Annotated in this window: 22 protein-coding genes; 12 read left to right on the forward strand and 10 right to left on the reverse strand. The window is 60.8% G+C overall.

What is annotated here, in order from left to right; all coding sequences use genetic code 11:
* Nucleotides 1-151: 151 nt before the first annotated feature.
* From FPT15_RS28650 to FPT15_RS28665, 3 genes are all read right to left on the reverse strand, one after another.
* The gene (locus FPT15_RS28650; RefSeq protein ID WP_145166082.1) at nucleotides 152-709 is read right to left on the reverse strand and encodes a hypothetical protein; all 558 of its coding nucleotides are present in this window, start codon (nucleotides 707-709) and stop codon (nucleotides 152-154) included.
* Nucleotides 710-782: 73 nt separating this feature from the next.
* Nucleotides 783-2,591 carry a monovalent cation:proton antiporter-2 (CPA2) family protein gene (locus tag FPT15_RS28655; protein ID WP_145166083.1) on the reverse strand — a complete coding sequence of 603 codons (1,809 nt, stop codon included), beginning with the start codon at nucleotides 2,589-2,591 and terminating at the stop codon, nucleotides 783-785.
* Between the two features lie 552 nt (nucleotides 2,592-3,143).
* Entirely contained in the window at nucleotides 3,144-4,010 is an 867-nt protein-coding gene (locus FPT15_RS28665) for an EamA family transporter (protein ID WP_145166084.1), read from the reverse strand.
* Nucleotides 4,011-4,109: 99 nt separating this feature from the next.
* Between FPT15_RS28665 and FPT15_RS28670 the strand changes: the two genes are divergently transcribed.
* The 3 genes from FPT15_RS28670 to FPT15_RS28680 all read left to right on the forward strand — a co-directional run bounded on the left by FPT15_RS28670 (nucleotide 4,110) and on the right by FPT15_RS28680 (nucleotide 7,894).
* Complete coding sequence (locus tag FPT15_RS28670) at nucleotides 4,110-4,892, forward strand: helix-turn-helix domain-containing protein (RefSeq protein WP_145166085.1); 783 nt, start codon at nucleotides 4,110-4,112, stop codon at nucleotides 4,890-4,892.
* 87 nt (nucleotides 4,893-4,979) lie between these two features.
* A complete protein-coding gene (locus FPT15_RS28675; RefSeq protein WP_145166086.1) occupies nucleotides 4,980-6,533 on the forward strand; it encodes a DUF726 domain-containing protein in 1,554 nt (517 codons plus the stop codon).
* A 41-nt stretch (nucleotides 6,534-6,574) separates the two neighbouring features.
* The gene (locus FPT15_RS28680) at nucleotides 6,575-7,894 is read left to right on the forward strand and encodes an Nramp family divalent metal transporter (RefSeq protein ID WP_145166087.1); all 1,320 of its coding nucleotides are present in this window, start codon (nucleotides 6,575-6,577) and stop codon (nucleotides 7,892-7,894) included.
* A 12-nt stretch (nucleotides 7,895-7,906) separates the two neighbouring features.
* Here FPT15_RS28680 and FPT15_RS28685 read toward each other — a convergent pair whose 3' ends face one another.
* On the reverse strand, nucleotides 7,907-8,161 hold the full coding sequence (locus tag FPT15_RS28685) for a type II toxin-antitoxin system Phd/YefM family antitoxin (protein ID WP_145166088.1): 255 nt from the start codon (nucleotides 8,159-8,161) through the stop codon (nucleotides 7,907-7,909).
* Between the two features lie 128 nt (nucleotides 8,162-8,289).
* A complete protein-coding gene (locus tag FPT15_RS28690) occupies nucleotides 8,290-9,222 on the reverse strand; it encodes a LysR family transcriptional regulator (protein ID WP_145166089.1) in 933 nt (310 codons plus the stop codon).
* A 114-nt stretch (nucleotides 9,223-9,336) separates the two neighbouring features.
* Here FPT15_RS28690 and FPT15_RS28695 point away from each other — a divergent pair, with 114 nt between their 5' ends.
* The 3 genes from FPT15_RS28695 to FPT15_RS28705 all read left to right on the forward strand — a co-directional run bounded on the left by FPT15_RS28695 (nucleotide 9,337) and on the right by FPT15_RS28705 (nucleotide 10,543).
* Nucleotides 9,337-9,825, forward strand: a complete 489-nt coding sequence (locus FPT15_RS28695; protein WP_145166090.1) for a DMT family transporter — start codon at nucleotides 9,337-9,339, stop codon at nucleotides 9,823-9,825.
* A gap of 4 nt (nucleotides 9,826-9,829) precedes the next feature.
* On the forward strand, nucleotides 9,830-10,285 hold the full coding sequence (locus FPT15_RS28700; protein WP_145166091.1) for a DMT family transporter: 456 nt from the start codon (nucleotides 9,830-9,832) through the stop codon (nucleotides 10,283-10,285).
* A gap of 87 nt (nucleotides 10,286-10,372) precedes the next feature.
* Nucleotides 10,373-10,543, forward strand: a complete 171-nt coding sequence (locus tag FPT15_RS28705) for a metallothionein (RefSeq protein ID WP_145166092.1) — start codon at nucleotides 10,373-10,375, stop codon at nucleotides 10,541-10,543.
* A 36-nt stretch (nucleotides 10,544-10,579) separates the two neighbouring features.
* Here FPT15_RS28705 and FPT15_RS28710 read toward each other — a convergent pair whose 3' ends face one another.
* Nucleotides 10,580-10,852, reverse strand: a complete 273-nt coding sequence (locus tag FPT15_RS28710) for a hypothetical protein (RefSeq protein WP_145166093.1) — start codon at nucleotides 10,850-10,852, stop codon at nucleotides 10,580-10,582.
* Between the two features lie 119 nt (nucleotides 10,853-10,971).
* Here FPT15_RS28710 and FPT15_RS28715 point away from each other — a divergent pair, with 119 nt between their 5' ends.
* From FPT15_RS28715 to FPT15_RS28730, 4 genes are all read left to right on the forward strand, one after another.
* Nucleotides 10,972-11,736: a helix-turn-helix transcriptional regulator gene (locus FPT15_RS28715; RefSeq protein ID WP_145166094.1), complete on the forward strand. Its 765-nt coding sequence runs from the start codon at nucleotides 10,972-10,974 to the stop codon at nucleotides 11,734-11,736.
* 89 nt (nucleotides 11,737-11,825) lie between these two features.
* Nucleotides 11,826-11,999: a DUF1427 family protein gene (locus tag FPT15_RS28720; protein ID WP_145166095.1), complete on the forward strand. Its 174-nt coding sequence runs from the start codon at nucleotides 11,826-11,828 to the stop codon at nucleotides 11,997-11,999.
* A 28-nt stretch (nucleotides 12,000-12,027) separates the two neighbouring features.
* Complete coding sequence (locus FPT15_RS28725; protein WP_145166096.1) at nucleotides 12,028-12,987, forward strand: zinc-binding alcohol dehydrogenase family protein; 960 nt, start codon at nucleotides 12,028-12,030, stop codon at nucleotides 12,985-12,987.
* Nucleotides 12,988-13,557: 570 nt separating this feature from the next.
* On the forward strand, nucleotides 13,558-13,893 hold the full coding sequence (locus FPT15_RS28730; protein ID WP_145166097.1) for a DUF6124 family protein: 336 nt from the start codon (nucleotides 13,558-13,560) through the stop codon (nucleotides 13,891-13,893).
* A gap of 124 nt (nucleotides 13,894-14,017) precedes the next feature.
* On the opposite strand, the gene FPT15_RS28735 is transcribed toward FPT15_RS28730, so the two are convergent.
* The 3 genes from FPT15_RS28735 to FPT15_RS28745 all read right to left on the reverse strand — a co-directional run bounded on the left by FPT15_RS28735 (nucleotide 14,018) and on the right by FPT15_RS28745 (nucleotide 17,098).
* Nucleotides 14,018-15,043, reverse strand: a complete 1,026-nt coding sequence (locus tag FPT15_RS28735) for a purine nucleoside permease (protein ID WP_145166098.1) — start codon at nucleotides 15,041-15,043, stop codon at nucleotides 14,018-14,020.
* A 14-nt stretch (nucleotides 15,044-15,057) separates the two neighbouring features.
* Nucleotides 15,058-16,005 (reverse strand): nucleoside-specific channel-forming protein Tsx, encoded by a 948-nt coding sequence (locus FPT15_RS28740; protein WP_145166099.1) that lies wholly within the window; start codon nucleotides 16,003-16,005, stop codon nucleotides 15,058-15,060.
* Between the two features lie 154 nt (nucleotides 16,006-16,159).
* Nucleotides 16,160-17,098 carry an AraC family transcriptional regulator gene (locus FPT15_RS28745; protein ID WP_145166100.1) on the reverse strand — a complete coding sequence of 313 codons (939 nt, stop codon included), beginning with the start codon at nucleotides 17,096-17,098 and terminating at the stop codon, nucleotides 16,160-16,162.
* 210 nt (nucleotides 17,099-17,308) lie between these two features.
* On the opposite strand from FPT15_RS28745, the gene FPT15_RS28750 reads away from it, so the two are divergent.
* On the forward strand, nucleotides 17,309-18,619 hold the full coding sequence (locus FPT15_RS28750; RefSeq protein WP_145166101.1) for a sugar ABC transporter substrate-binding protein: 1,311 nt from the start codon (nucleotides 17,309-17,311) through the stop codon (nucleotides 18,617-18,619).
* An 18-nt stretch (nucleotides 18,620-18,637) separates the two neighbouring features.
* The gene (locus tag FPT15_RS28755) at nucleotides 18,638-19,411 is read left to right on the forward strand and encodes an L-iditol 2-dehydrogenase (RefSeq protein WP_145166102.1); all 774 of its coding nucleotides are present in this window, start codon (nucleotides 18,638-18,640) and stop codon (nucleotides 19,409-19,411) included.
* A 138-nt stretch (nucleotides 19,412-19,549) separates the two neighbouring features.
* Here the strand turns inward: FPT15_RS28755 and FPT15_RS28760 are convergent, their stop codons facing one another.
* Nucleotides 19,550-20,242 carry an NUDIX hydrolase gene (locus tag FPT15_RS28760; protein ID WP_145166103.1) on the reverse strand — a complete coding sequence of 231 codons (693 nt, stop codon included), beginning with the start codon at nucleotides 20,240-20,242 and terminating at the stop codon, nucleotides 19,550-19,552.
* Nucleotides 20,243-20,359 lie beyond the last annotated feature (117 nt).

Here is a 20,359-nt window from a genome sequence, read left to right on the forward strand (position 1 = left end):
AAGTGTCCACCATGTCCCCGCACACCCGTCAACCATGTGTCCGGTCCGTACACGCTTTTCAAAAGTGACCCGCTGTAAGAGCGGAACCGATATCAGCCATCACCCATATAACGGATATGTACCCCGTCCCCCCATCACCCGCAAAACCAGACTACTTACCCCCAGTAATCTGCTTCACCAACTCCGCATGCCCCTTCACATCATCCGCCCGCGAAATCGCCTGAATCACCAGCAAGTGATTGCCCGAGCCACCCAGGAATGTCGAGTTCAAAGTCTTGCCGCCACCCTGGGTGGCCGTGCTGTCGACCTGACGCAGGCCAAGACCTTTGAAGGTCAGTTTCTTTTCGTTCTGCTTCTTGAAATCAGGCAGGGCAGCGCTCTGGTCCTTGACGAAATCAGCCACGGCGCCATCCAGAAACTGCGGGTCATTGTCTTTAATTGTGGCCCCATCGTTGCGCACCGTTTCAGCCACGATCACCACACTTTTCGTGGTCGAGTTGGCGTACAGCGTGCCTTGGGTGTCGGCGGTCCCGTCCTCAACCTTGCCGGTTGGCAGCGTGTCGGCGATGTAGGCCTTGGGCAAGTTGAAGGTGAACTTGCCACCCAGCGTCGAGATGGTTTGTGTCGCGGTTGGCTTGGTTGCTGCGAACACGCCGCCGGCGGTAAGCGCCAGGGCCAGCAGCACGGCGGTCTTGGTGAAAGTGGCCATGAAGCGCTCCAGTGGATGAACGAAATTGCGGCGTATTCTGTCAGAAAACTCGCCAGATCGTTCATCCCTGTCCTCACACTTTGTCGGACTCTTCCTCAAGCCGGTCCATCTCAAACAGCCGCGCCAGCTCCGTACGCGCTTCCTGGGCGGTTTGCATGACCTTGGCGGCATCGTCATATACCGCGTGTTGCGCAGCGAGCACCTGCAGGTCGTGGTTTTTGAAACGGGTGATGCGCGCATCGGCCTGGGCCTGGCTCAACCCGAGACCCACCAGGGTGCGTCGGCTCATTTCCAGGCTGGAGTAAAACGTCTCGCGCACCGGTGACGCGTCCAGGTCGACCAGGCGGTGGACGTGTTGGCGGTTACGTGCACGGGCGATGATTTTCATGTGCGGGTAGAGGTTGCGCACCAGTTCGGCGGTCTTGATGTTGATCTCCGGGTCGTCCATGGCAATCACGAAGAACTCGGCCTGATCGACCTTGGCCGCGTGCAGGATTTCCGGGCGCTGCGGGTCGCCGTAGAACACCGGCATACCGCCGAAACTGCGAGTCAGTTCGATGGTTTCCACCGAGGTGTCGAGGGCGATAAACGAGATGTTTTGCGCACGCAGAATCCGCGCCACGATCTGGCCCATACGGCCCATGCCGGCAATCACCACACGCGGCGCATCGCTTTCGATGGCGCGGTATTCCTCCGGCACTTCCACCGGCTTGACCTTGGGCTTGAACAGCTTTGGGCACACCAACAGCAGCAGCGGCGTCACGGCCATGGACAGCGTGATGGTCAGCACCAGCACATCGTAGAGGTGCGGTTCGAACAGGCCCTGGTCGCGCCCGATCTTGAACACCACAAAGGCAAACTCACCGCCGGCGGCCAGCACCACGCCCAGGCGCAGCGCGCTCTCGCGATTGAGGTCGCCGACCATCCGGCCCACCGCATACAGCAGCGGCAGCTTCAAGCCGATCAATAGCAGCGTCAGGCCGATCACCACCAGCGGCGAACTGAGCAGCAGGCTGAGGTTGGCGCCCATGCCCACACTGATGAAAAACAGGCCGAGCAACAGGCCTTTGAACGGTTCGATCTGCGCTTCGAGTTCGTGGCGGTATTCGGAGTCCGCCAGCAGCAGCCCGGCGAGGAAGGCGCCGAGGGCCATCGACACGCCCACCAGCTCCATCAACCAGGCCGTGCCGATCACCACCAGCAGCGCGGTGGCGGTGGACACTTCGCGCAGGCCGGTCTTGGCGACAATGCGAAACACCGGACGCAGCAGGTAGCGTCCGCCGATGATCACCACGGCGATGCTGCCGAGTATCTGCAACACGTGTTGCAAGCCCTGGGCTTCGGTGGTGGGGTGATCACTGCCGGCCAGCAGTGGCACCATCGCGATCAGTGGGATCGCGGCGATGTCCTGGAACAACAGAATCGCAAACGCCAGGCGCCCGTGCGGCTGATTCAGCTCTTTGCGTTCGGCCAGGCTTTGCAGCCCAAACGCGGTGGAGGACAGCGCCAGGCCCAGGCCCAGCACAATCGCACTGTTCCAGGCTTGGCCAAATAGCCACAACGCCACCACCGCCATCACCAGCCCGGTCAGCAACACTTGGGCCAGGCCAACGCCGAATACCGCCTTGCGCATCACCCATAAACGCTTGGGCGACAGCTCCAGACCGATGATGAACAGCAGCAACACCACGCCCAATTCAGAGAACTGCGCCACGCTTTGCGGGTTGCCGATCAGGCCCAGCACAGAGGGGCCGATGATCACCCCCGCGAACAGATAACCCAGCACTGCGCCCAGTTGCAGACGCTTGGCCAACGGCACGGTCAGCACGGCGGCGAGCAGGAACACCACGGCTGCTTGTAACAGGTTGCCTTCATGGGGCATTGCGAACTCCAGGATCTTTAAAGCCAATCAACAGGGCGCCATTAGAGCGCTTTTTTACATTTTGAAACTTGTATTTTTGATGCGACAGGCAATGGGTGTTGGCCGTAGTCCCGTTCTTCCCGGGCGCTTACGAAAGTATTAATACCATTTAATTCAATGACTTTTCTGTAGGTCTACTGCCGTTTCGACAAACTAAATCAGTTGTCACCACCGTCAGGTATTTCGAATTCGATGCGTGTGAGTCAATAGCGTTGGGCTTCTGCGCATTCATGGATGAAGGCTTGGACCACGAAGGAGTTGGACGTGGACAGAAGACTTGCTGCTGCACGCTCTTTGTGGCGAGCGGGCTTGCCCCGCGCTGGGTTGCGCAGCAGCCCCAAAGCCAGCCGCTGCGGTACGCCTGACACACCGCATTTTCCTTGATGGGGCTGCTTCGCAACCCAACGCGGGGCAAGCCCGCTCGCCACGAGGGGGGCTATCTGGAAATAAGCGCCTGTTCCGCCAGCATCTGCAACAAATGCCGCTGCACGAGCTGCGCAAGGTTCCCGGATATCAGCATCGCCTTGGGGGCTTGCGGTAAAGCCCGACTGCCAAGCCAATAATAATCACAGCGATCGCGATCAGGTTGGGCAGGGACACGTGCTCGTCCAGCATCAGCACTGAACTGGCAATTCCAAATACCGGAATCAACAGCGACAGCGGCGCCACGGTCGATACGGGGTAGGCCTTGAGCAGGGAGTTCCAACCCCAGTAGGCAAAGTGTGTCGCCAGGTAAACCTGAAACAGGATCGACAACACGACGGTCAGGTCAAGGCGCTCGGGCAGGTGAGCGAAGGCGGCGTTGCCGTGCAGCCACCACGCCATGAGGAACAGTGGGATCGGCGGGAACAGGCTGGCCCATACCATGAACGAAAAGATTTCCTTCACCCCTGATGCCTTGATGATGACGTTGCCGATACTCCATGCCAGGGCACTGAACACAATGAACAAAACCCCGAGTACCGCGTGCTCGCCGGTCTGGCTGGCGATGATTCCTGCTAGGCCAATCAACGCGAGAAAAGCGCCGACCCACTGTGCAGCACGGATTTTTTCCTTGAACAGCAGGTAGCCCCAGCCGAGCGTGAAAAACACGCTGAGTTGAATGATCAGCGAGGCGATCCCCGGGCTGACGCCGATATGGATGCCGTAGTTGATCACGCCCCACATGCCCAGCCCGAAGATCACGCCGTAAGCGGCCACGTAGCGGAATGGGACGACGGGCCGCTTGATAATGAACACCAGCGGCAGGGCGGCCAGGGCAAAGCGGATGCCGGTGAGGGCAAAGGGGTCGATTGAGCGCAGGCCCAGTTTGGTAATGGGAAAATTCAGCCCCCAGACCAAGGTGACCAACAGGGCAAGCGCCAAGTGTTTCTTCTGCATGGACGTTCCTTTGAGCAGATTTCTTCAAAGGCGTGAATGCTAGGGCGCAGGGCGATGGCCCGCTTGCTTTGTCAGGTCATCCTTTGACAATATCGGGCCATGCTGCCGACCTTTGATGACAACGACCCCGAAGCGCTGGTCACTCTGCGTGAATACCCCTCTGGCACCGTGTTCACGCGGCATACACACCCGCGCGGGCAATTCGCCTATGCCTCCACCGGTGCGTTGAGGATGTTCACCGACCTCGGCAATTGGGTGGTGCCGCCGCAGCGGGCGATCTGGGTGCCGGGCGGCGTGCCCCATGAAATGCACATGCGCGGCGATGTGGTGATGCTCAATACCTACCTCGATGATCAGGCTGCCGAACGGGCAGGGCTGCGGGATCGTTGTCAGGTATTCGAGGTGTCGCCGTTGCTCAGGCATCTGTTGGAAGCGGCACTGGCTATCGCACCGTCGGCGGCGACCGCGGTCCGTCAGCAGTGCGTATTGACGCTGCTGATCGATGAAATAAGCGCCATGCCCGAAGTGCCCCTCAGCGCGCCGTTGCCTGCCGAGCCACGTCTGGCCCAGGCTTGCCAGCGTTTTCTGCAGGCTCCTGCGCAGACCATCTCCCTCGATCAGATGGCCCATTGGTCGAACATGAGCCGACGCACCTTCACCCGCCATTTTCACGAAGGCACCGGCATGACGTTTGTGGCCTGGCGTCAGCAGGTCTGCCTGCTTGAAGCCACTGCGCGGCTCAGTCATGGCGCCTCCATTACCGAGGTGGCGTTGGGGTTGGGTTTCAGCAGTTCCAGCGCCTTTACCGCGGTGTTCCGCCGAAACCTGGGAGAGGCGCCCGCGCGCTACCTGGCCAAATCCAGGGCGGCGTCAGCGTTCTGAAAACGGCACACGTCGGTCAGGATTCACCTTCCCCAGCGTCATGCTTTGTTACTATCGCCGTCCATCGTCACCAGGAGTCACCGGCCCATGCAACACCAGTGGGATGAAATGCACCGCACCCGCAAGCCCACGTTTGTACTGTGCGGCGAGCCTCAGGGGAATGTGCTCAATCTCTACGTTCACGGTTATTCGGCCTTCTTCAACCGCCAGCAACTGGGCAATTTCAAGCAGCAGCTGGCGAGCATCGAAGGCTCGACCAACCTGATGCTGTTCTGGCCGGCGGGGCATTTTCTCGAAAACCTGTTTGCGCCCTTCAAGGATGTGATCACCTCGATGCTCGGCGGTGGCGGCCTGGGCGCAGCGACGGTGGGCGTGGGCAAGGCGATTGCCTATTTCCTCGACCATTACAAAAGTGTCGAGGCGCGCGTCGATGAAGTGGCCAAGACCCTGTTGCCTGAACTGGCCAGTTACCTGCACGCCGAGTCGCTGCAGGTACGGCGCATCAACCTGATCGGGCATTCGCTGGGCGCGCGCATTCTGGTCAAGAGCGTGCTGGCCAGCCCCGAGGTGGCTCGTGAACTGCCGCTGAACAACTTGTTGCTGATGGGCGGGGCGATTTGTACGTCGAGCCCGTGGGATGAAGTGTCGGCGCCGCTCAAGGGCCGGGTGATCAACTGCCACTCCAGCAAGGACTGGGCGCTGGCCATGAAACCGGACACCGAACGTTGCATTGGCCGTTATGCCATTGAGGTCACGCCGGCGCTCAAGGCCAAGGTCACCAATGTGCACCTGGCGACGTTCGACCATGCCGCCTACTGGCCGCAGCTGAAAACGGTGGTGCAATACACCGACCTGTTGCAGGAACGGCGCGGCATGATCCGCGCCGATCAGCGCAGCACTGAAGTGCGCTTTGCCGAAGAGGACGTGGAGTTGTTCCCCGCGTTGGTGCAGGCGCGGCCGGACGAGTTGAAGTTCCTTGCCGAGTTGATGGCGCAAAAGCGCAGTGCGTCAATCGATGCCAGTGTGCGCGAACCGCTGAAACTGGCCATCGAGTTGCAACGCATGGGCGGTGACAGCTTTATGAACGTTGCCCGTGGCCACGGCGTGAGTTACCGCCAGATCGCCGAAGATGTGGCGCAGCGGTTGGGGATCAAGTTCGATGAACCGGTTGAAACCGTGGCACTGGCGGACATTGAGGCGCGGGTTGCTGAGAGGTTGATCGAGCAATACAAGGACAAACTCAGCCGTGCCGACCGCCAAGCCTTCGACGCCGAACTCAAGGCCGCGGCGCAAAAAGAACAGGGCGTGTTCAACCGTATCGATATCAGCCGCTCGGCCACCACCGCCTTGAGTGGTACGGCGTTGGCGGGGTTTACCGGTTTTATCGTGCGCCGTGGCGCCGCCTCAGCGATTCCGGTGGTGGGCCAGGCATTGGCGGCGGCGATGTTGCTCGTCACGGGTGTGCGAGCGTTCTCCGGCCCGGCGTACTCGATTACCACCTTGTCGGTGCTGATGATCGGCATGATTCGCCAGCGTATGGAACGCGAAGCGCTGAACCAGGAGCTGGACCTGGTGGTGCAAGTGGTCGACACCTTTGACCTGCCCCGGGAGACGGTGATGCGCACGGTCGTGTCGGACTGATAAGCTGCGGCTCTGACTTGTATGTTTGCCTGGGATACCGCGTGAAATTCAGCCTGCCGAAAATCGCTACCGCCCCATTCTGCCCGCCGGAAGTGGCCGGCTCCGTCATCGTTGACCCCAAGGCTTCGTTTTTCAAACGGGCGCTGATGTTCGCCGGCCCCGGTCTGCTGATTTCCATCGGCTACATGGACCCCGGTAACTGGGCCACGGCCATCGAGGCCGGCTCGCGCTACGGCTACAGCCTGTTATTCGTGGTGCTGTTGGCCAGCCTGGCCGGCATGGCGGTGCAGTGCCTGTGTTCGCGGTTGGGCATCGCCACCGGCAAAGACCTGGCGCAACTGTGCCGTGAGCGCTACAGCAAACGCTCGGCACGCACCCAGTGGCTGCTGGCGGAAATCTCGATCATCGCCACCGACCTTGCCGAAGTGCTTGGCTGCGCCCTGGCGTTTCACTTGCTGCTGGGTGTGTCGCTGACCACCGGTATTGTCATCACCGCCTTCGACACACTGTTGATCCTTGCCCTGCAAAACCGCGGCTTCCGCCGCCTCGAGGCGATCATGCTGGCGTTGGTTGCAACCATCGGCGTGTGCTTCTTCATCGAGCTGGTGCTGATCAAACCCTACTGGCCCGACGTACTGAGCGGTTTTACTCCGTCACTGTCGGTCATCAGCGATGCGGCGCCGTTGTACCTGGCCATCGGCATACTCGGCGCCACGGTCATGCCGCATAACCTCTACCTGCACACCTCGATTGTGCAAACCCGCCTGATCGGCAAAGACCTCGCCAGCAAACAGGACGCGGTGAAACTGGCACGCATCGACACCATCGGCTCCCTGGCCCTGGCCTTGCTGGTCAATGCGGCGATCCTGGTGCTGGCCGCCGCCGCGTTCTACAAGACCGGCCACACCGACGTGGTCGAGATCCAGGATGCTTACCACCTGCTTGACCCACTGGTGGGCGGGGCTTTTGCCAGTGTCCTGTTCGGTGTCGCGTTGCTGGCCTCCGGGCAAAGCTCGACGTTTACCGGCACGATCGCTGGGCAAGTGATCATGGAGGGTTATCTCAACCTGCGTATCCCTTGCTGGCAGCGCCGCCTGATCACCCGTGGCTTGGCACTGATCCCGGCATTTCTCGGGGTATGGCTGATGGGCGACGATGCTATCGGCAAGCTGCTGATTCTGAGCCAGGTCGTGCTCAGCCTGCAGTTGCCGTTCGCGCTTTATCCGCTGATTCGCATGACCGATGACAAGCAATTGATGGGGCCGTTTGTTAACAGGCTGCCCACGCGGCTATTGGCGTGGTTTCTGTTTGCGCTGATCAGTGGGGCGAATGCGTGGTTGATTGGGCAGTGGTTGTTTTGATCAGAGTTCTGTTCATAAGCCTGCCTCAAACGCGTTCAGCAACTCGTCAGGCAGTGGCGCATCCAGGTCGTCCGGAATAACCAGTTTTCCTCTCATGGAACCGATTCGCTTCCCGTGAAATTGCCCGGCTGGCGCAGGCCGGGCAAGGGCACATCCATCCTCGGTAATAATGATGGTTTGGCCGGTACTGGCTTGATGAAACCGCTTTGAAAGATCGGCGCTGGCCTGGTCCGACGAGACAGGGATTGCGGTGCGCGGTGACTTCATGGTGTCTCTCCTGTGCGGAAGTGACCAGAGTCTGGCGCAGCATACTGTGCCGGGGAATGGTGGCCCGCAAAATCAGAACGAGCCTACTTTTTCGCCGAGGAATTTTTACCTCCTAACCCCGAGCCAGCTCACCGATCCCAATACGGCACCGCGCCAAAACACTCGACAAAATAATCAATCACCGTGCGCACCTTCAGCGACAGCCGCCGGCTGCCGGGCCATAACGCGGCAATCTGCTGCGGCTCAAGCGTCGTGGCCACGTCGTACTCGCTCAGCACCGCCTGCAAGGTGCCGGCGCGCAAGCCTTCGCCGATCAGCCAGGACGGAAACACCACCAGCCCCAGGCCTTGTTCGGCGGCGTGGGTGAGGGTGTCGGCGTGGTTGCCGGTGATCGGGCCTTTGACGCTGTAGGGCGTCCAGTCGCCCTGGTCGCGGCGGAAAAACCAGCGTTGCTGGCCGGTGATGCCCTTGTAGGCCAGGCACTGGTGGTTGACCAGCTCATCGGGGTGGCGCGGTGTGCCATGTTGGGCCAGGTAGGCAGGGCTGGCGGCGATGCGAAAGCGTTGAGGCGCAAAGATGCGGGCCTGCATGCCGGAATCGTTGAGCACGCCGATACGAAACAGCAGGTCGGTGCCGTCTTGCAGTGGGTCGACGTAGGTGTCGGTTTGCTGGATATCCAGTTGCAACTTGGGATAGCGCCGGCACAGCTCGCCCAGCCACGGCGAAAGATGACGCTGGCCGAACACCATCGGCGCATTGATGCGTACCAGGCCGCTGGGTTCGCTTTCCTGTTCCTGCAACGCCTGGCCGGCTGTTTCCAGTTGTTCCAGCATCAAGCGCGCATGGTGCCCGAGCAGGCGCCCGGCCTCGGTAGGGCTCACGGCGCGGGTGTGGCGGTACAACAACTGTTGGCCGAGTGCCTGCTCCATCAACTGGATCTGCCGAGAAATGGAGGAGGGCGCCAGGCTTTCACGGCGCGCGACTTCAGAAAAGCTGCCGTGATCCAGCACGGCGACAAACAGGCGCAACGCCTTGAAACTCAATTCATTCAAGCCCTGCATCATGGCCTCCAAGCTGTGCGTTATGCGCAAAGGTGTTATCCGTATGCTCCCATTTATCGCACAGCACGGCCACCGGATAATGCGCGCCATGTTTTTATAAAGCGCAGGTGATGTATGCAGGCACGTTCGATCGAAGGTGTGGCCCAGGCCACGCCGAAGAAAAACCTTTTACGGTTGCTGTTGTTGCCGTTGGTGATCCTGGCAGGCATGGGCCTGTCGGTGGAGGCTGGTTTGCTCGGGCCGCTGGGCGTACAGGTGGGCCACTTGTGGGCGACCTTGAGCATCTTCGGCGTGGGCACGGCGATCCTGTTTTTGCTGCTGCTGTTCAGCGGCCCGCAGACAGGCCCGGCGCTGACCGACCTGCCACGCTGGCAGTTGATCGGCGGCTTCCTGGGGCCGATGTACGTGGTGGTGCTGACGTTGGCCACGCCGCATATCGGCATTGCCATGACCATGATCGCGATCCTCTCGGGCCAGGTGGGCAAGAGTGTGTTGATCGACCATTTCGGCTGGTTCGGCACGGCGCGCAAGCGGGTCAACGGTGAGCGCTGGATTGCGTTGGCGCTGATTGTGGCGGCACTTGTTCTGATTGCACGAGGGTAAGGCGATGAATCTGATTCTGTTGTTGGTACTGGTGATTGCCGCCGGTGCGGTGCTGAGTGTGCAAGCGGCCATCAACGGCCGCCTGGGCCAGGCGGTGGGCGTATTGCGCAGCAGTCTGCTGACCTTTGCGGTGGGCGCAATCACCACGGCGCTGTTGATCTTCTTTTTTGAGCCGGCCCAGTCCGTCAGCCTGCTCGAGGTGCCCAAGTGGCAACTGACCGGCGCGCTGTTCGGTGTGGTGTACATGATGGTAATGGTCGGCGCGGTGCCCATCGTCGGCACGGCGGTGGCGACGGTGGCGGTGATCGTCGGGCAGTTGGGCATGGGCATGCTGATCGACAACTTCGGCTGGCTGGGTAACCCGGCGATCGAACTGTCGGGCAGCCGTATCGTGGCGATGCTCTGTCTGGCGCTGGCGCTGGTGTTCATGTACCGCAGCAATACCCGTCAAGCCGATTAATGGGCTGAACCTTGCTGCGTTGCCGGGAGTCATTGCTTAAGGTGTTGCGTTCGCAGCACTTGGACGACCATGAAAAGGAGTCTGACCATGCCAGATGAAACCTGTGCTTGCCCACACTGCAAATGTGTACTGGGCGCCGACGCGGTAATGAAGGACGGTAAAGGCTATTGCTGCCAAGGCTGTGCCGAGCACCATGCCCATGGTGAGCCGTGTATGGCGCCAACGGGCTGTGAGTGCGCCAAGTCGGCTCACGGCTAAGCGTGTCAGCGAGAGGCCGGTGTTACCGGCCTCTTTTTATTGGGGTTTGAGTTCGAACCTGACGCTGTGGTCGGCCATGCGCTGACGACCTTTGACCACCGCACTGATCCGCCGCCCCTCCAGCGCAAACACCACGGTTTGCGCCGCGTGCAGATCCTCCGGCAGCGGCTGGAACACCCGCAACACGGTGCGTTCCGGTGTGCGCTGAACACTCACTTGGCACTCGGCATGCTTGGCCATCGGGCCGAATAATGTGTCCTGGGTGTAGTCGATGTGCGCCTTGCCATTCACCGGTTCTGATCCGTCCATTGTTAGAGCTCCCTACTCTCAATGTGTAAGCAAGTGATCGTTGCGGGCAGTAAAAATTCACTCGGATTGTGGCGCGGCGGTCATTACCATGGCGGCTCACCCTTGATGATGTGTAGCCCATGGCCCTGGCCGCGCCCCCCGACCTCAGTGATCACGCCGTGCCCGTGCAACCCTTGGCGCGCACCTACCCGCGTGGGTTGTATGTAGAACCGCACAGCCACGACTGGGGCCAGTTGTTGTACGCCATGAGCGGCGTGATGTGGGTCGAAACGCCTCGCGAAGCGCTGGTTGTGCCGCCCCAGCGTGCGGTGTGGCTGCCGCCGGGCGTGGAACATGGCATTCGCGTGGTCTCGGACTTGCAGATGCGCAATATCTACCTGCGCCCGGCCCTGGCGGCGACGCTGGACAGCCAGGTGCAAGTGATTGAAGTCGGCGGGCTGTTGCGCGAGCTGATCGTCACGTTGGTCGACCAGGGCGACGACGGCGATACGGCCTACTACGACGCCGTTGTCGGCCTGGCCCTGCTGGAATTGCAGCGGGCCCGTCGTTCGCAGATCCGCATCGCCATGCCGGTGGGCGCCGACCGTCGCTTGATCAACGCCTGCCAGGCGGTGATGGCGGCGCCGTCGCTGGAGATCCCGTTCGAGCAACACGCCGAGGCGGCCGGGGCCAGTGTGCGCACCCTGGCGCGGCTGTTCCAGAACCACCTGGGCATGGGCTTTGCCGAATGGCGCCGCCAGGTGCAACTGGCCACGGCGGTGGCGGAGCTGATCCAGGGCCAGTCGGTGAGTGGCATTGCGCGGTCTTTGGGCTATTCGCCGAGCAGCTTCAGCGACATGTTCCGGCGTGAACTCGGCGTGGCGCCGTCGCACTACGCAGGTTGAGGGGTTGGCCGAAATCCTGAAGCACTTGGCCGATGCTTCAGGCAGGCGCTCACTACACTGAGCGCATCAACCTACAAGGCGCCGCCCCCATGAACTACCTGATTTCCCTCGCCATCGGCCTGTTTGTCGGCGTGATCTACGGCGCCCTGGACTTCCGCTCACCCGCGCCGCCTGCCATTGCCCTGGTGGGCCTGATGGGCATGTTGCTCGGCGAGAAACTCTGGCCCATGGGGCGCGAGTGGGTCAGCGGTTGGTTGTCCTGATTTCCTTTCCCTTCGATGGATATTGGCCATGAAAGCACTGCAATTTTCCGCCACCGGCGACCTCGCCGCCCTGGGTTTCGTTGACGTCGCCAAGCCGGTGCCGGCCGCCGGTGAAGTACTGGTCCAAATCAAGGCTGCCGGCCTGAACCCCAGCGATGTTAAAAACGTGCTCGGCCGTTTTCCCTACACCACGGTGCCGCGGATTCCCGGCCGGGATTTTGCCGGAGTTGTGGTCGAGGGGCCGCAGGCACTGGTCGGTCAAGAGGTCTGGGGCACCGGACGCGACCTGGGCTTTTTCGCCGATGGCTCCCACGCTCAATACCTCACCGTGTCGGCCAAGGGCGTGGCGCATAAGCCGAGCCACTTGAGTTTTGCCCAAGCCGCCAGCCTGGGCGTGCCGTACACCACCGCCTGGGATGCGCTGGAGCGTAGCGGTGTGGCCAAGGGCACGCGGTTGTTGGTGATTGGTGCCAATGGCGCCGTGGGCAGCGCGGCGTTGGCGTTGGCGAAGATCCGGGGTGCGCAGGTACTGGGGGCGGTGCGCAAGGCTGATCAGGTTGAGGTGCTGCAGGCTCAAGGGTTTGACGCGATTACGCTGGGCCAGCCGGAAGAGTTGGGCGCGCAGGTCAACGCCGTGTTCAAGGGCGGCGCGGATGTGATCTTCGACACCACCGGTTTTTGGTTGCCGGCGGCTGTCGCTGGTTTGGCCCCGTTCGGCCGTATCGCAATCATCGCCGCGCCGGTGGATGGGCATGTGCAACTGCCGGCCCTGGCGTTGTATCGCAAAGGCGGTTCGGTGGTGGGGATCAACTCATTGCTCTACAACTGCGAGCAGTGCGCGGTGATGCTGGAGCAGTTCGGGCGCTTCTTTGATGAAGGGTCGTTGCCGCTGCCTACCGGCTTGCGCGAAGTGGCGTTGGCGGATGGCGTGCAGTGCTACGAAGAAGTGAACACGGGCAGTGCGGACAAGATCATCTTCCTGCCTTAATGCGCTGATAAAAGGTGGGAGCTGGCTTGCCTGCGATGGCATCAACTGGTTATGGCTGATGTACCGAGTTGTCTGCATCGCAGGCAAGCCAGCTCCCACATTTGACCGAGTACACACCTTTACCTGATGTACTGAGCTCAACATGTGGGAGCGGGCTTGCTCGCGAATGCGGTGGGCCAGTGACAAATAAGCTGACTGACACACCGCCATCGCGGGCAAGCCCGCTCCCACAGTTTGATCTTCATCAGGCTTTGGGAACGGGTTTGACTCGGACGTTTCCCACAAGGGTTTCAGGTTGTCGGTCGGAAGGGCGCTGACTAACCTCACTGCCGTCGCTGACCATTCAGCGACCGGATTTGACCGTCCGACCTTGTTAACGAAACGCTACGCCCTGTACCTATCTCAGGCGTTTTTTTTATGCCTGAGGTATTGTGTCGCGGCAGTTGTGCGCGGGATACCTTTGGGTATGCCGGGTTCGTTGACAACCGGTCGGTCAACCCGCGTACAGCTGCCACCTTAACTCGCTTGACCGCGAGCGTTGGCAGCTCCACTTGTCGACGGAGTTCCACCATGATCAAAGACAGCCCAAATCCACCCGGCCAACCCGACTTCGATACCAGCACCCTGCACGAAGTGGCCTACCGCGCGATCAACCACTACCTCAACCCCGCAAAACCCATCCCCGAACCCACCGACGGGCTTTTCACCGTGCGCGCCGACCTGGGCACGGAAACCTTGCTGGTCAATGCTTCCCAGGATTTGGCGTCCATCAGCCAGATTGCTAACCATATGGCGTTTGAAATCGAAGGGTCGCAACGTAATGTCGCGCTGGGCATCTGCCGAATGCTGGAAGGGGTGCAGTTGTTGGTGGATAAGGCGCTGAATGTGGCCCACCCGGCGGCATAAGGATTGTTAACACGGTCAAAAAATGTGGGAGCTGGCTTGCCTGCGATGGCGGCGGATCAGTCAATAACTCGCTGACTGACAGATCGCTATCGCGGGCAAGCCCGCTCCCACAGTTTGATTTTCACTAGGCTTCGGGGACGCCTTTTTCCCAGGCGGACCAGTTTTTCAGGATCGCTTGAACCAGCGGATTGCCGGTGCGATACAGGTTCTCCAACGCCGGCACGAACCCGCCTTGATCGGCGTATTTCAGCAAATTGTCCACTTCGCTGTAGCCAGGATACGGCCGGTCGAAGTCCGAGCCGGCACGCACCACCGCCAGGCGCTGGATATCCACCAACCCTTCGCGGCTGGCGCGCAGCAGGGCTTCATAGGTGGAGTTGTCTTCCTGCTGGGTGGTGCAGTACTCGCCTTTGTTGTCGGTGAGCAGCTTGGTCCAGACTTCGGCGCGCTCGCTCAGGCGGGTGCCGGAGAACCAGGTGTTGCCCGCCAGGGTGTCACACTGGGTGACTTGCGGCGGCTGGTTGGCCGGGGCGGCCGGGTAGTGTTTGCGCCAGGCGGTGGATTCCTTGCTTTCGCTCAGCTCAACCTTGTGCGACAGGGCAAATGCTTTGGCTTGCAGCTTGGGGTTGAGCTCAAACACTTCGGTCTTGTAGTCCAGCGGCGGTTTTTCGTTGGGGCCTTTGGTGTTGATGCCGATGTAACCGGTCGGCCAGTCTTTAGGCGCATCGCGCGAATCGATTTCCCACTGGGTGCCGAACTCCACCAGGTAGTGCGCCCAGGCGGCGGTGCCGATGGTGCCGTGTTTGGGGCTGATGCCGGCAATCCCTGCAATCAGGAAATAGCTCTGGCGCAGGTCGAACTTGGGTGACAGGGCCAGGGCAAGGGTCGAGGCGGCGGCGTTGGTCTGGCCCATGCCAGTCACCAACAGGCACACGTCCTGAGTGTTGCAGCGGATCACCGGGTATTCGGCGGAGAGGCCGGGCACGCGCACTTCCTGCTTGAGTTCCAGGCGATCGATCCAGGTTTGCGCTTCGGGGGCGAACATGGTGATCAGCATCACTTTAGGCTTGATCGGCGCGGTGTCCGCCAGCACCACGTGGGGCAACACAGCCAGGCCGACGGCCAGCGAAAGACGGGTTAATGCGTTCATCTAATACTCCTTGATCAGAATTGGTAGCCGACACCGGCGTAGTAGCCCCAGCCATCCGAGCGGGCGCGGAAGTTGCCTTCGCCGAAGTTCAGCTCGCTGCCGTCCTCCCAGTTGCCGCCGTTGTGAAAGTAACGGCCGACCAGGGTGAAACGCAGGTGGGTGAACGAGTACAGCAGCACGTTGGTGGCCACCACCGAATTGGCGGTGCGTGCCGGGTTGTCCTTGTGCAGGTCCGAGCCGAAGTCGTAGTTGGTAAAGCCGATGTAGGTCAGCGACGCGCCGTTGTCGAACTTGCTGATGGGCACGATGTACTTCATTTGCGCACGGTAGCCGTCCCACTGGTATTCATTGCTCGCCCCATAGTTTTCCCACTGGTAACGCCCATAGAAGTTGGCCGACAGGTTGACCCGCGAGTGCGTGTCGATGTCGGTGCCCAAGCCGCTGTACAGGGTGTTGGCGCGGTTCGCCTTGTTGCTGCCGTGGTCGTAGATCCAGTCAAACGCCACGTACCATTCCTTGAACGGCCCGATGGCCAGGCTGCGACCGGCCAGGTAGTCGATTGAGATGCGCGGCTCGTGCTCCATGAACACCGGCGAGCCATGGTCCCACGCGCCTTTGTCATTACTGTTACCGATACCGAGAATTTTCGGCACGTCGATATAGCCGTACAACTCGAACGGGCCTTTACGACCGAAGTACTCGTATTCCAGGTACACGTCATCTTGCGGCTTGGGGCCGAAGCTGATGTCTTTGCTGCCGATCAGCGTCAGGTCCTGGTTGAACCATTCCGACAGGTACGCGCCTTTTTTCGTCGGACTGGCTTCCGGGGCCAGGGTTTCGCCCTGTGCTGAATCATCGGCGGGTTTTTCCTGCGCCAAAATGGGTGCGCTGAGTACTCCCGTAACGGCGGCCAGTAGCAAGGAAACACCAAAGGAAGCAGGACGCCTTGAGGTGGGGTGCATTGAAAATCCCTATTCGTACGCGGTTAGACCCGATTCCTCGGGTTAAGGAGAACTTGCCTACCAAGTTCGTTCCGCAAACGTTTGCACAGGCTGTACCAACTTTGCTCAATGGCTTGAATAAAAGGGAAAAAACCGAAATTAATCGACCTTTTGATCAAAAATGACTGGGTGTCATTTTCTCGATGCGGTTAAACAAATGCATCGCCGTTTCGCGCCGATACTCGCTCGGTGTCTGGTTCATCTCGATCCGAAAATGCCGGTTGAAGTTGGACAGGTTGGCGTAGCCCACTTCAAAACAGATATCTGCCACCGACATGTCGCTTTGCAGCAACAGCCGGCAGGCGCGCTGTACGCGGAATTTGCGCATCAGGTCGATAAACCCGTGACCGGTGTTGCGCTTGAAGAAGCGCGAGAAGCCCGGTTCGCTCATGTCCAGGCGTTGCGCGATGACGGACAGGCGCAGGTCGCCGGTCAGTTCCGTCATCAGGTAGTCGAAGGCTTTGTTGATGCGCTCGGCACTGCGCGCGTCCAGGGGTGGGGCGTAGCAGGGGCTGGCCAGCGCCTGCACGTTTGGCGTCGGGGCGTTTTTCAGGGTGTCGAGCAGTTGCAGGAACAGGATCAGCCGTTGCAGGCCGTGGGCCTTGCCGATGTCTTCGAGCAAGCGTGCGGCGTGCACGGCGGTGTCGCCGCTGAATTGCAGGCCGCGCCGGGCGTGTTCGAACAGCGGCTGCAAGTCGCCAAGTTCCGGCAGGGTTTTGCGCAGGGCGAGGAGGGCGGCGCCGTCGAATTGCAGCACCACGTCGCGCCCGGTCAGGTACTCGCCGGGGGCCAGGTCGCCGATCCAGTCGTGGGGCAAGTCCGGACCGATCAGCGCGACATGCCCGGCACTGAACGCGCCGATGTAGTCGCCGGCCACCAGCTTGCCGCTGCCCTGGCGGATCAGGTGAATTTCGAACTCGGGGTGGTGGTTCCAGCGCGCCAGGTCATACGGGTAATCGTGTTCGAACCAGCGGAAGCAGTGGTCCGGCTCAGGCAGGATGACTTCCAGTTCGGCAGGGCGATGCTCGAACAGCTTGGCGCGGTTGATGGGCATGCTGATGCCTCTTTTACTTATGGAATCTCTGCAAAATACGCCGGTTGATAACGGGCACGCTACCCCCGGTTTCGCTTGGCACTGATACTTTTTTGATCCGCGAGCCCAGGTTAAAAAAGTATCAGCCGAGCATTCGCCATGCGTTTGTGAGGGCCTGGCCAAGCTGCTGTAATCGGCGCTCTACAACAAAAACAACAGGTGGAAACCGCCATGTTCAAGCTTCCGCAAGCGCTTTTCCTGCTGTCCGGCCTGGCCTTGGCCCTGCCCAGCTACGCCGCCGACACTGTCACCATCGCCACCGTCAACAACAGCGACATGATCCGCATGCAGCGCCTGTCCAAGGTCTTCGAGGCCCAGCACCCGGACATCAACCTCAACTGGGTGGTACTGGAAGAAAACGTGCTGCGTCAGCGCCTCACCACCGATATCGCCACCCAGGGCGGCCAGTTCGACGTGCTGACCATCGGCACCTACGAGACGCCGTTATGGGGCGCCAAGCACTGGCTGGAACCCCTGACCCAACTGCCGGCTGACTACGACGCCGAGGATATTTTCCCGTCGGTGCGCCAGGGCCTGTCGGTCAACAACACCCTGTACGCCTTGCCGTTCTACGGCGAAAGCACCGTGACCTACTACCGCACCGACCTGTTCAAGCAAGCCGGGCTGAGCATGCCCGCGCACCCCACCTGGACCCAGCTCGGTGAGTTCGCCGCCAAACTCACGGCCAAAGACAAAGGCCAATACGGCATGTGCCTGCGCGGCAAGGCCGGCTGGGGCGAGAACATCGCGCTGCTCAGCACCATGGCCAACGCCTTCGGCGCGCGCTGGTTCGACGAACGGTGGAAGCCGGAACTGACCAGCCCCGAGTGGACCGCCGCCGCCAACTATTATGTCAACACCCTGAAAAATTACGGCCCGCCCGGTGTTTCCAGCAATGGCTTCAATGAAACCCTGGCGTTGTTCAACAGCGGCAAGTGCGCAATCTGGGTGGACGCCAGCGTCGCCGGCTCCTTCACCACCGACAAAAGCCAAAGCAAAGTCGCCGACGACGTAGGTTTTGCTGCGGCACCCACCGAGGTCACCGACAAAGGCTCCTCCTGGCTATACGCCTGGTCCCTGGCGATTCCAGCAACCTCCAAGCACAAAGACGCTGCCAAGGCGTTCATCACCTGGGCAACGTCCAAGGATTACATCCAGTTGGTCGCCGATAAAGAAGGCATCACCAACGTGCCGCCGGGCACCCGCCAGTCCACCTACAGCGAGGCTTACCTGAAGGCCGCGCCGTTTGCCCAGGTGACCCTGGAAATGATGAAGCACGCCGACCCCGCGCACCCGTCGGCCAAGCCGGTGCCGTACGTGGGCATTCAGTACGTGACCATTCCTGAGTTCCAGGCCATCGGCACCTCCGTCGGCAAGTTGTTTTCGGCGGCGCTTACCGGCGGCATGACGGTTGATCAGGCGCTGCTCGACGCTCAGTCCACCACCGAGCGCGAGATGAAACGCGCCGGCTACTCGAAATAATTTCTACAGGACAGCCCCATGAAACGACTCGAAGGTAAGAGCGCGCTGATCACCGGATCGGCGCGCGGCATCGGCCGCGCCTTTGCCCAGGCGTATATCGCCGAAGGCGCAACGGTTGCCATCGCCGACATCAACCTGCAACGCGCCCAGGCCACCGCGGCTGAGCTGGGCCCACAGGCGTATGCCGTCGCGATGGACGTCACCGACCAAGCCTCCATCGACGCCGCGCTTGCCGCCGTGGTGGCCCATGCCGGCAAGCTCGATATCCTGATCAATAACGCTGCACTGTTCGACTTGGCGCCCATCGTCGACATTACCCGCGACAGCTACGAGCGGCTGTTCTCGATCAACGTCGCCGGCACGCTGTTCACCCTGCAGGCCGCCGCCCGGCAGATGGTCAGCCAGGGCCACGGCGGCAAGATCATCAACATGGCCAGCCAGGCCGGGCGGCGAGGCGAGCCGTTGGTGGCGATCTATTGTGCGACCAAGGCGGCGGTGATCAGCCTCACGCAATCGGCGGGGCTGAACCTGATCAAGCAGGGCATCAATGTCAACGCCATCGCGCCCGGCGTGGTGGACGGCGAGCACTGGGATGGCGTGGACGCGCTGTTCGCCAAGCATGAAGGCTTGCCGCCGGGCGAGAAGAAGAAGCGGGTGGGGGCCGAAGTGCCGTTTGGGCGCATGGGCACGGCGGAGGATTTGACCGGGATGGCTATCTTTCTGGCTTCCAAAGAGGCTGACTATGTGGTGGCCCAAACCTATAACGTCGATGGCGGTAATTGGATGAACTAAAGCCCTACACAAATTAAAAATGTGGGAGCGGGCTTGCTCGCGAAAGCAGTGTGTCAGTCGCCGGATGTACTGGCTGACCCACCGCATTCGCGAGCAAGCCCGCTCCCACATGGGATCTTCATTGTTGGTAAATACCGGTCACTCAGCAAAACTGCGATCAAAAAAATACACTTCCCCAGGCTTCAGGTTCTCCACCGTCGCCTGGGGCCGGCCGCCTTCGCCGTTCTTCTTGCGCCCCGTCTCACGCAAATACCCCGCCTCAGTCAGCTTCAACAAACGCTGGCGGATACTGGTCTTCAACACCGGCCGCGCCAGCACCCGCGAGAAGATCGTGGTCGCTTGCGGCGCGCTGAATTCGTTGCCCAAAAACATCAACGGCAAGTTGCTGTACAGCGACTTGGAAAACAGCCGCTCCTGCACGGCGGCGACGATCAGGTTGTGATCGAAGGGCAGTTTGATGCTGCCATCGGCCACTGCATTCAGCGAAAACCAGCCTTGATGCTCACCCAACACCACGTCATCGGCCACGATCGCCAGGTAGTAGGTGGACGACGACCAGCAGCGCGGGTCGCGAAACGCATCGCCCACCGTGCCGACTTGCTCACTCCAGGCCAAATCAAAACCGACCTTGTCGCTCGCCCGCAAGCGCTCCACGGCATCCTTGAGGCTCAGATCTTGCACGCCGCCATTAACCACTACGCCCGGTAACGCCCAATGTCCGGCAAAGGGCTCGGCTTCGCGCTTGTTCAGCAGCAGCTTCAATTCTCCGGCGGCACGGCAATAGAACAACACGCACAGGTCGACGGTGTGGAGGTAGGCACTGAGTGGCATGGGAAATCCTTCTGAACAGCGGTGGGGCACAGTCTAACGGATCGAACAGCTATGTCATGTACTTGCTCCAGCATAGATAACTAAATGTTTCTTGCAATGAAAGTACATGACGTGTAC

It is taken from the genome of Pseudomonas sp. RGB (genome assembly GCF_007713445.1).
GTDB lineage: Bacteria > Pseudomonadota > Gammaproteobacteria > Pseudomonadales > Pseudomonadaceae > Aquipseudomonas.

What these genes read in the sequence shown, in the direction of transcription:
- FPT15_RS28650 (WP_145166082.1), bottom strand. Translation starts at nt 709, where the DNA reads ATGGCCACTTTCACCAAGACCGCCGTGCTGCTGGCCCTGGCGCTTACC.
- FPT15_RS28655 (WP_145166083.1), bottom strand. Translation starts at nt 2,591, where the DNA reads ATGCCCCATGAAGGCAACCTGTTACAAGCAGCCGTGGTGTTCCTGCTC.
- FPT15_RS28665 (WP_145166084.1), bottom strand. Translation starts at nt 4,010, where the DNA reads ATGCAGAAGAAACACTTGGCGCTTGCCCTGTTGGTCACCTTGGTCTGG.
- FPT15_RS28670 (WP_145166085.1), top strand. Translation starts at nt 4,110, where the DNA reads ATGCTGCCGACCTTTGATGACAACGACCCCGAAGCGCTGGTCACTCTG.
- FPT15_RS28675 (WP_145166086.1), top strand. Translation starts at nt 4,980, where the DNA reads ATGCAACACCAGTGGGATGAAATGCACCGCACCCGCAAGCCCACGTTT.
- FPT15_RS28685 (WP_145166088.1), bottom strand. Translation starts at nt 8,161, where the DNA reads ATGAAGTCACCGCGCACCGCAATCCCTGTCTCGTCGGACCAGGCCAGC.
- FPT15_RS28690 (WP_145166089.1), bottom strand. Translation starts at nt 9,222, where the DNA reads ATGCAGGGCTTGAATGAATTGAGTTTCAAGGCGTTGCGCCTGTTTGTC.
- FPT15_RS28695 (WP_145166090.1), top strand. Translation starts at nt 9,337, where the DNA reads ATGCAGGCACGTTCGATCGAAGGTGTGGCCCAGGCCACGCCGAAGAAA.
- FPT15_RS28700 (WP_145166091.1), top strand. Translation starts at nt 9,830, where the DNA reads ATGAATCTGATTCTGTTGTTGGTACTGGTGATTGCCGCCGGTGCGGTG.
- FPT15_RS28705 (WP_145166092.1), top strand. Translation starts at nt 10,373, where the DNA reads ATGCCAGATGAAACCTGTGCTTGCCCACACTGCAAATGTGTACTGGGC.
- FPT15_RS28710 (WP_145166093.1), bottom strand. Translation starts at nt 10,852, where the DNA reads ATGGACGGATCAGAACCGGTGAATGGCAAGGCGCACATCGACTACACC.
- FPT15_RS28715 (WP_145166094.1), top strand. Translation starts at nt 10,972, where the DNA reads ATGGCCCTGGCCGCGCCCCCCGACCTCAGTGATCACGCCGTGCCCGTG.
- FPT15_RS28720 (WP_145166095.1), top strand. Translation starts at nt 11,826, where the DNA reads ATGAACTACCTGATTTCCCTCGCCATCGGCCTGTTTGTCGGCGTGATC.
- FPT15_RS28725 (WP_145166096.1), top strand. Translation starts at nt 12,028, where the DNA reads ATGAAAGCACTGCAATTTTCCGCCACCGGCGACCTCGCCGCCCTGGGT.
- FPT15_RS28730 (WP_145166097.1), top strand. Translation starts at nt 13,558, where the DNA reads ATGATCAAAGACAGCCCAAATCCACCCGGCCAACCCGACTTCGATACC.
- FPT15_RS28735 (WP_145166098.1), bottom strand. Translation starts at nt 15,043, where the DNA reads ATGAACGCATTAACCCGTCTTTCGCTGGCCGTCGGCCTGGCTGTGTTG.
- FPT15_RS28740 (WP_145166099.1), bottom strand. Translation starts at nt 16,005, where the DNA reads ATGCACCCCACCTCAAGGCGTCCTGCTTCCTTTGGTGTTTCCTTGCTA.
- FPT15_RS28745 (WP_145166100.1), bottom strand. Translation starts at nt 17,098, where the DNA reads ATGCCCATCAACCGCGCCAAGCTGTTCGAGCATCGCCCTGCCGAACTG.
- FPT15_RS28750 (WP_145166101.1), top strand. Translation starts at nt 17,309, where the DNA reads ATGTTCAAGCTTCCGCAAGCGCTTTTCCTGCTGTCCGGCCTGGCCTTG.
- FPT15_RS28755 (WP_145166102.1), top strand. Translation starts at nt 18,638, where the DNA reads ATGAAACGACTCGAAGGTAAGAGCGCGCTGATCACCGGATCGGCGCGC.
- FPT15_RS28760 (WP_145166103.1), bottom strand. Translation starts at nt 20,242, where the DNA reads ATGCCACTCAGTGCCTACCTCCACACCGTCGACCTGTGCGTGTTGTTC.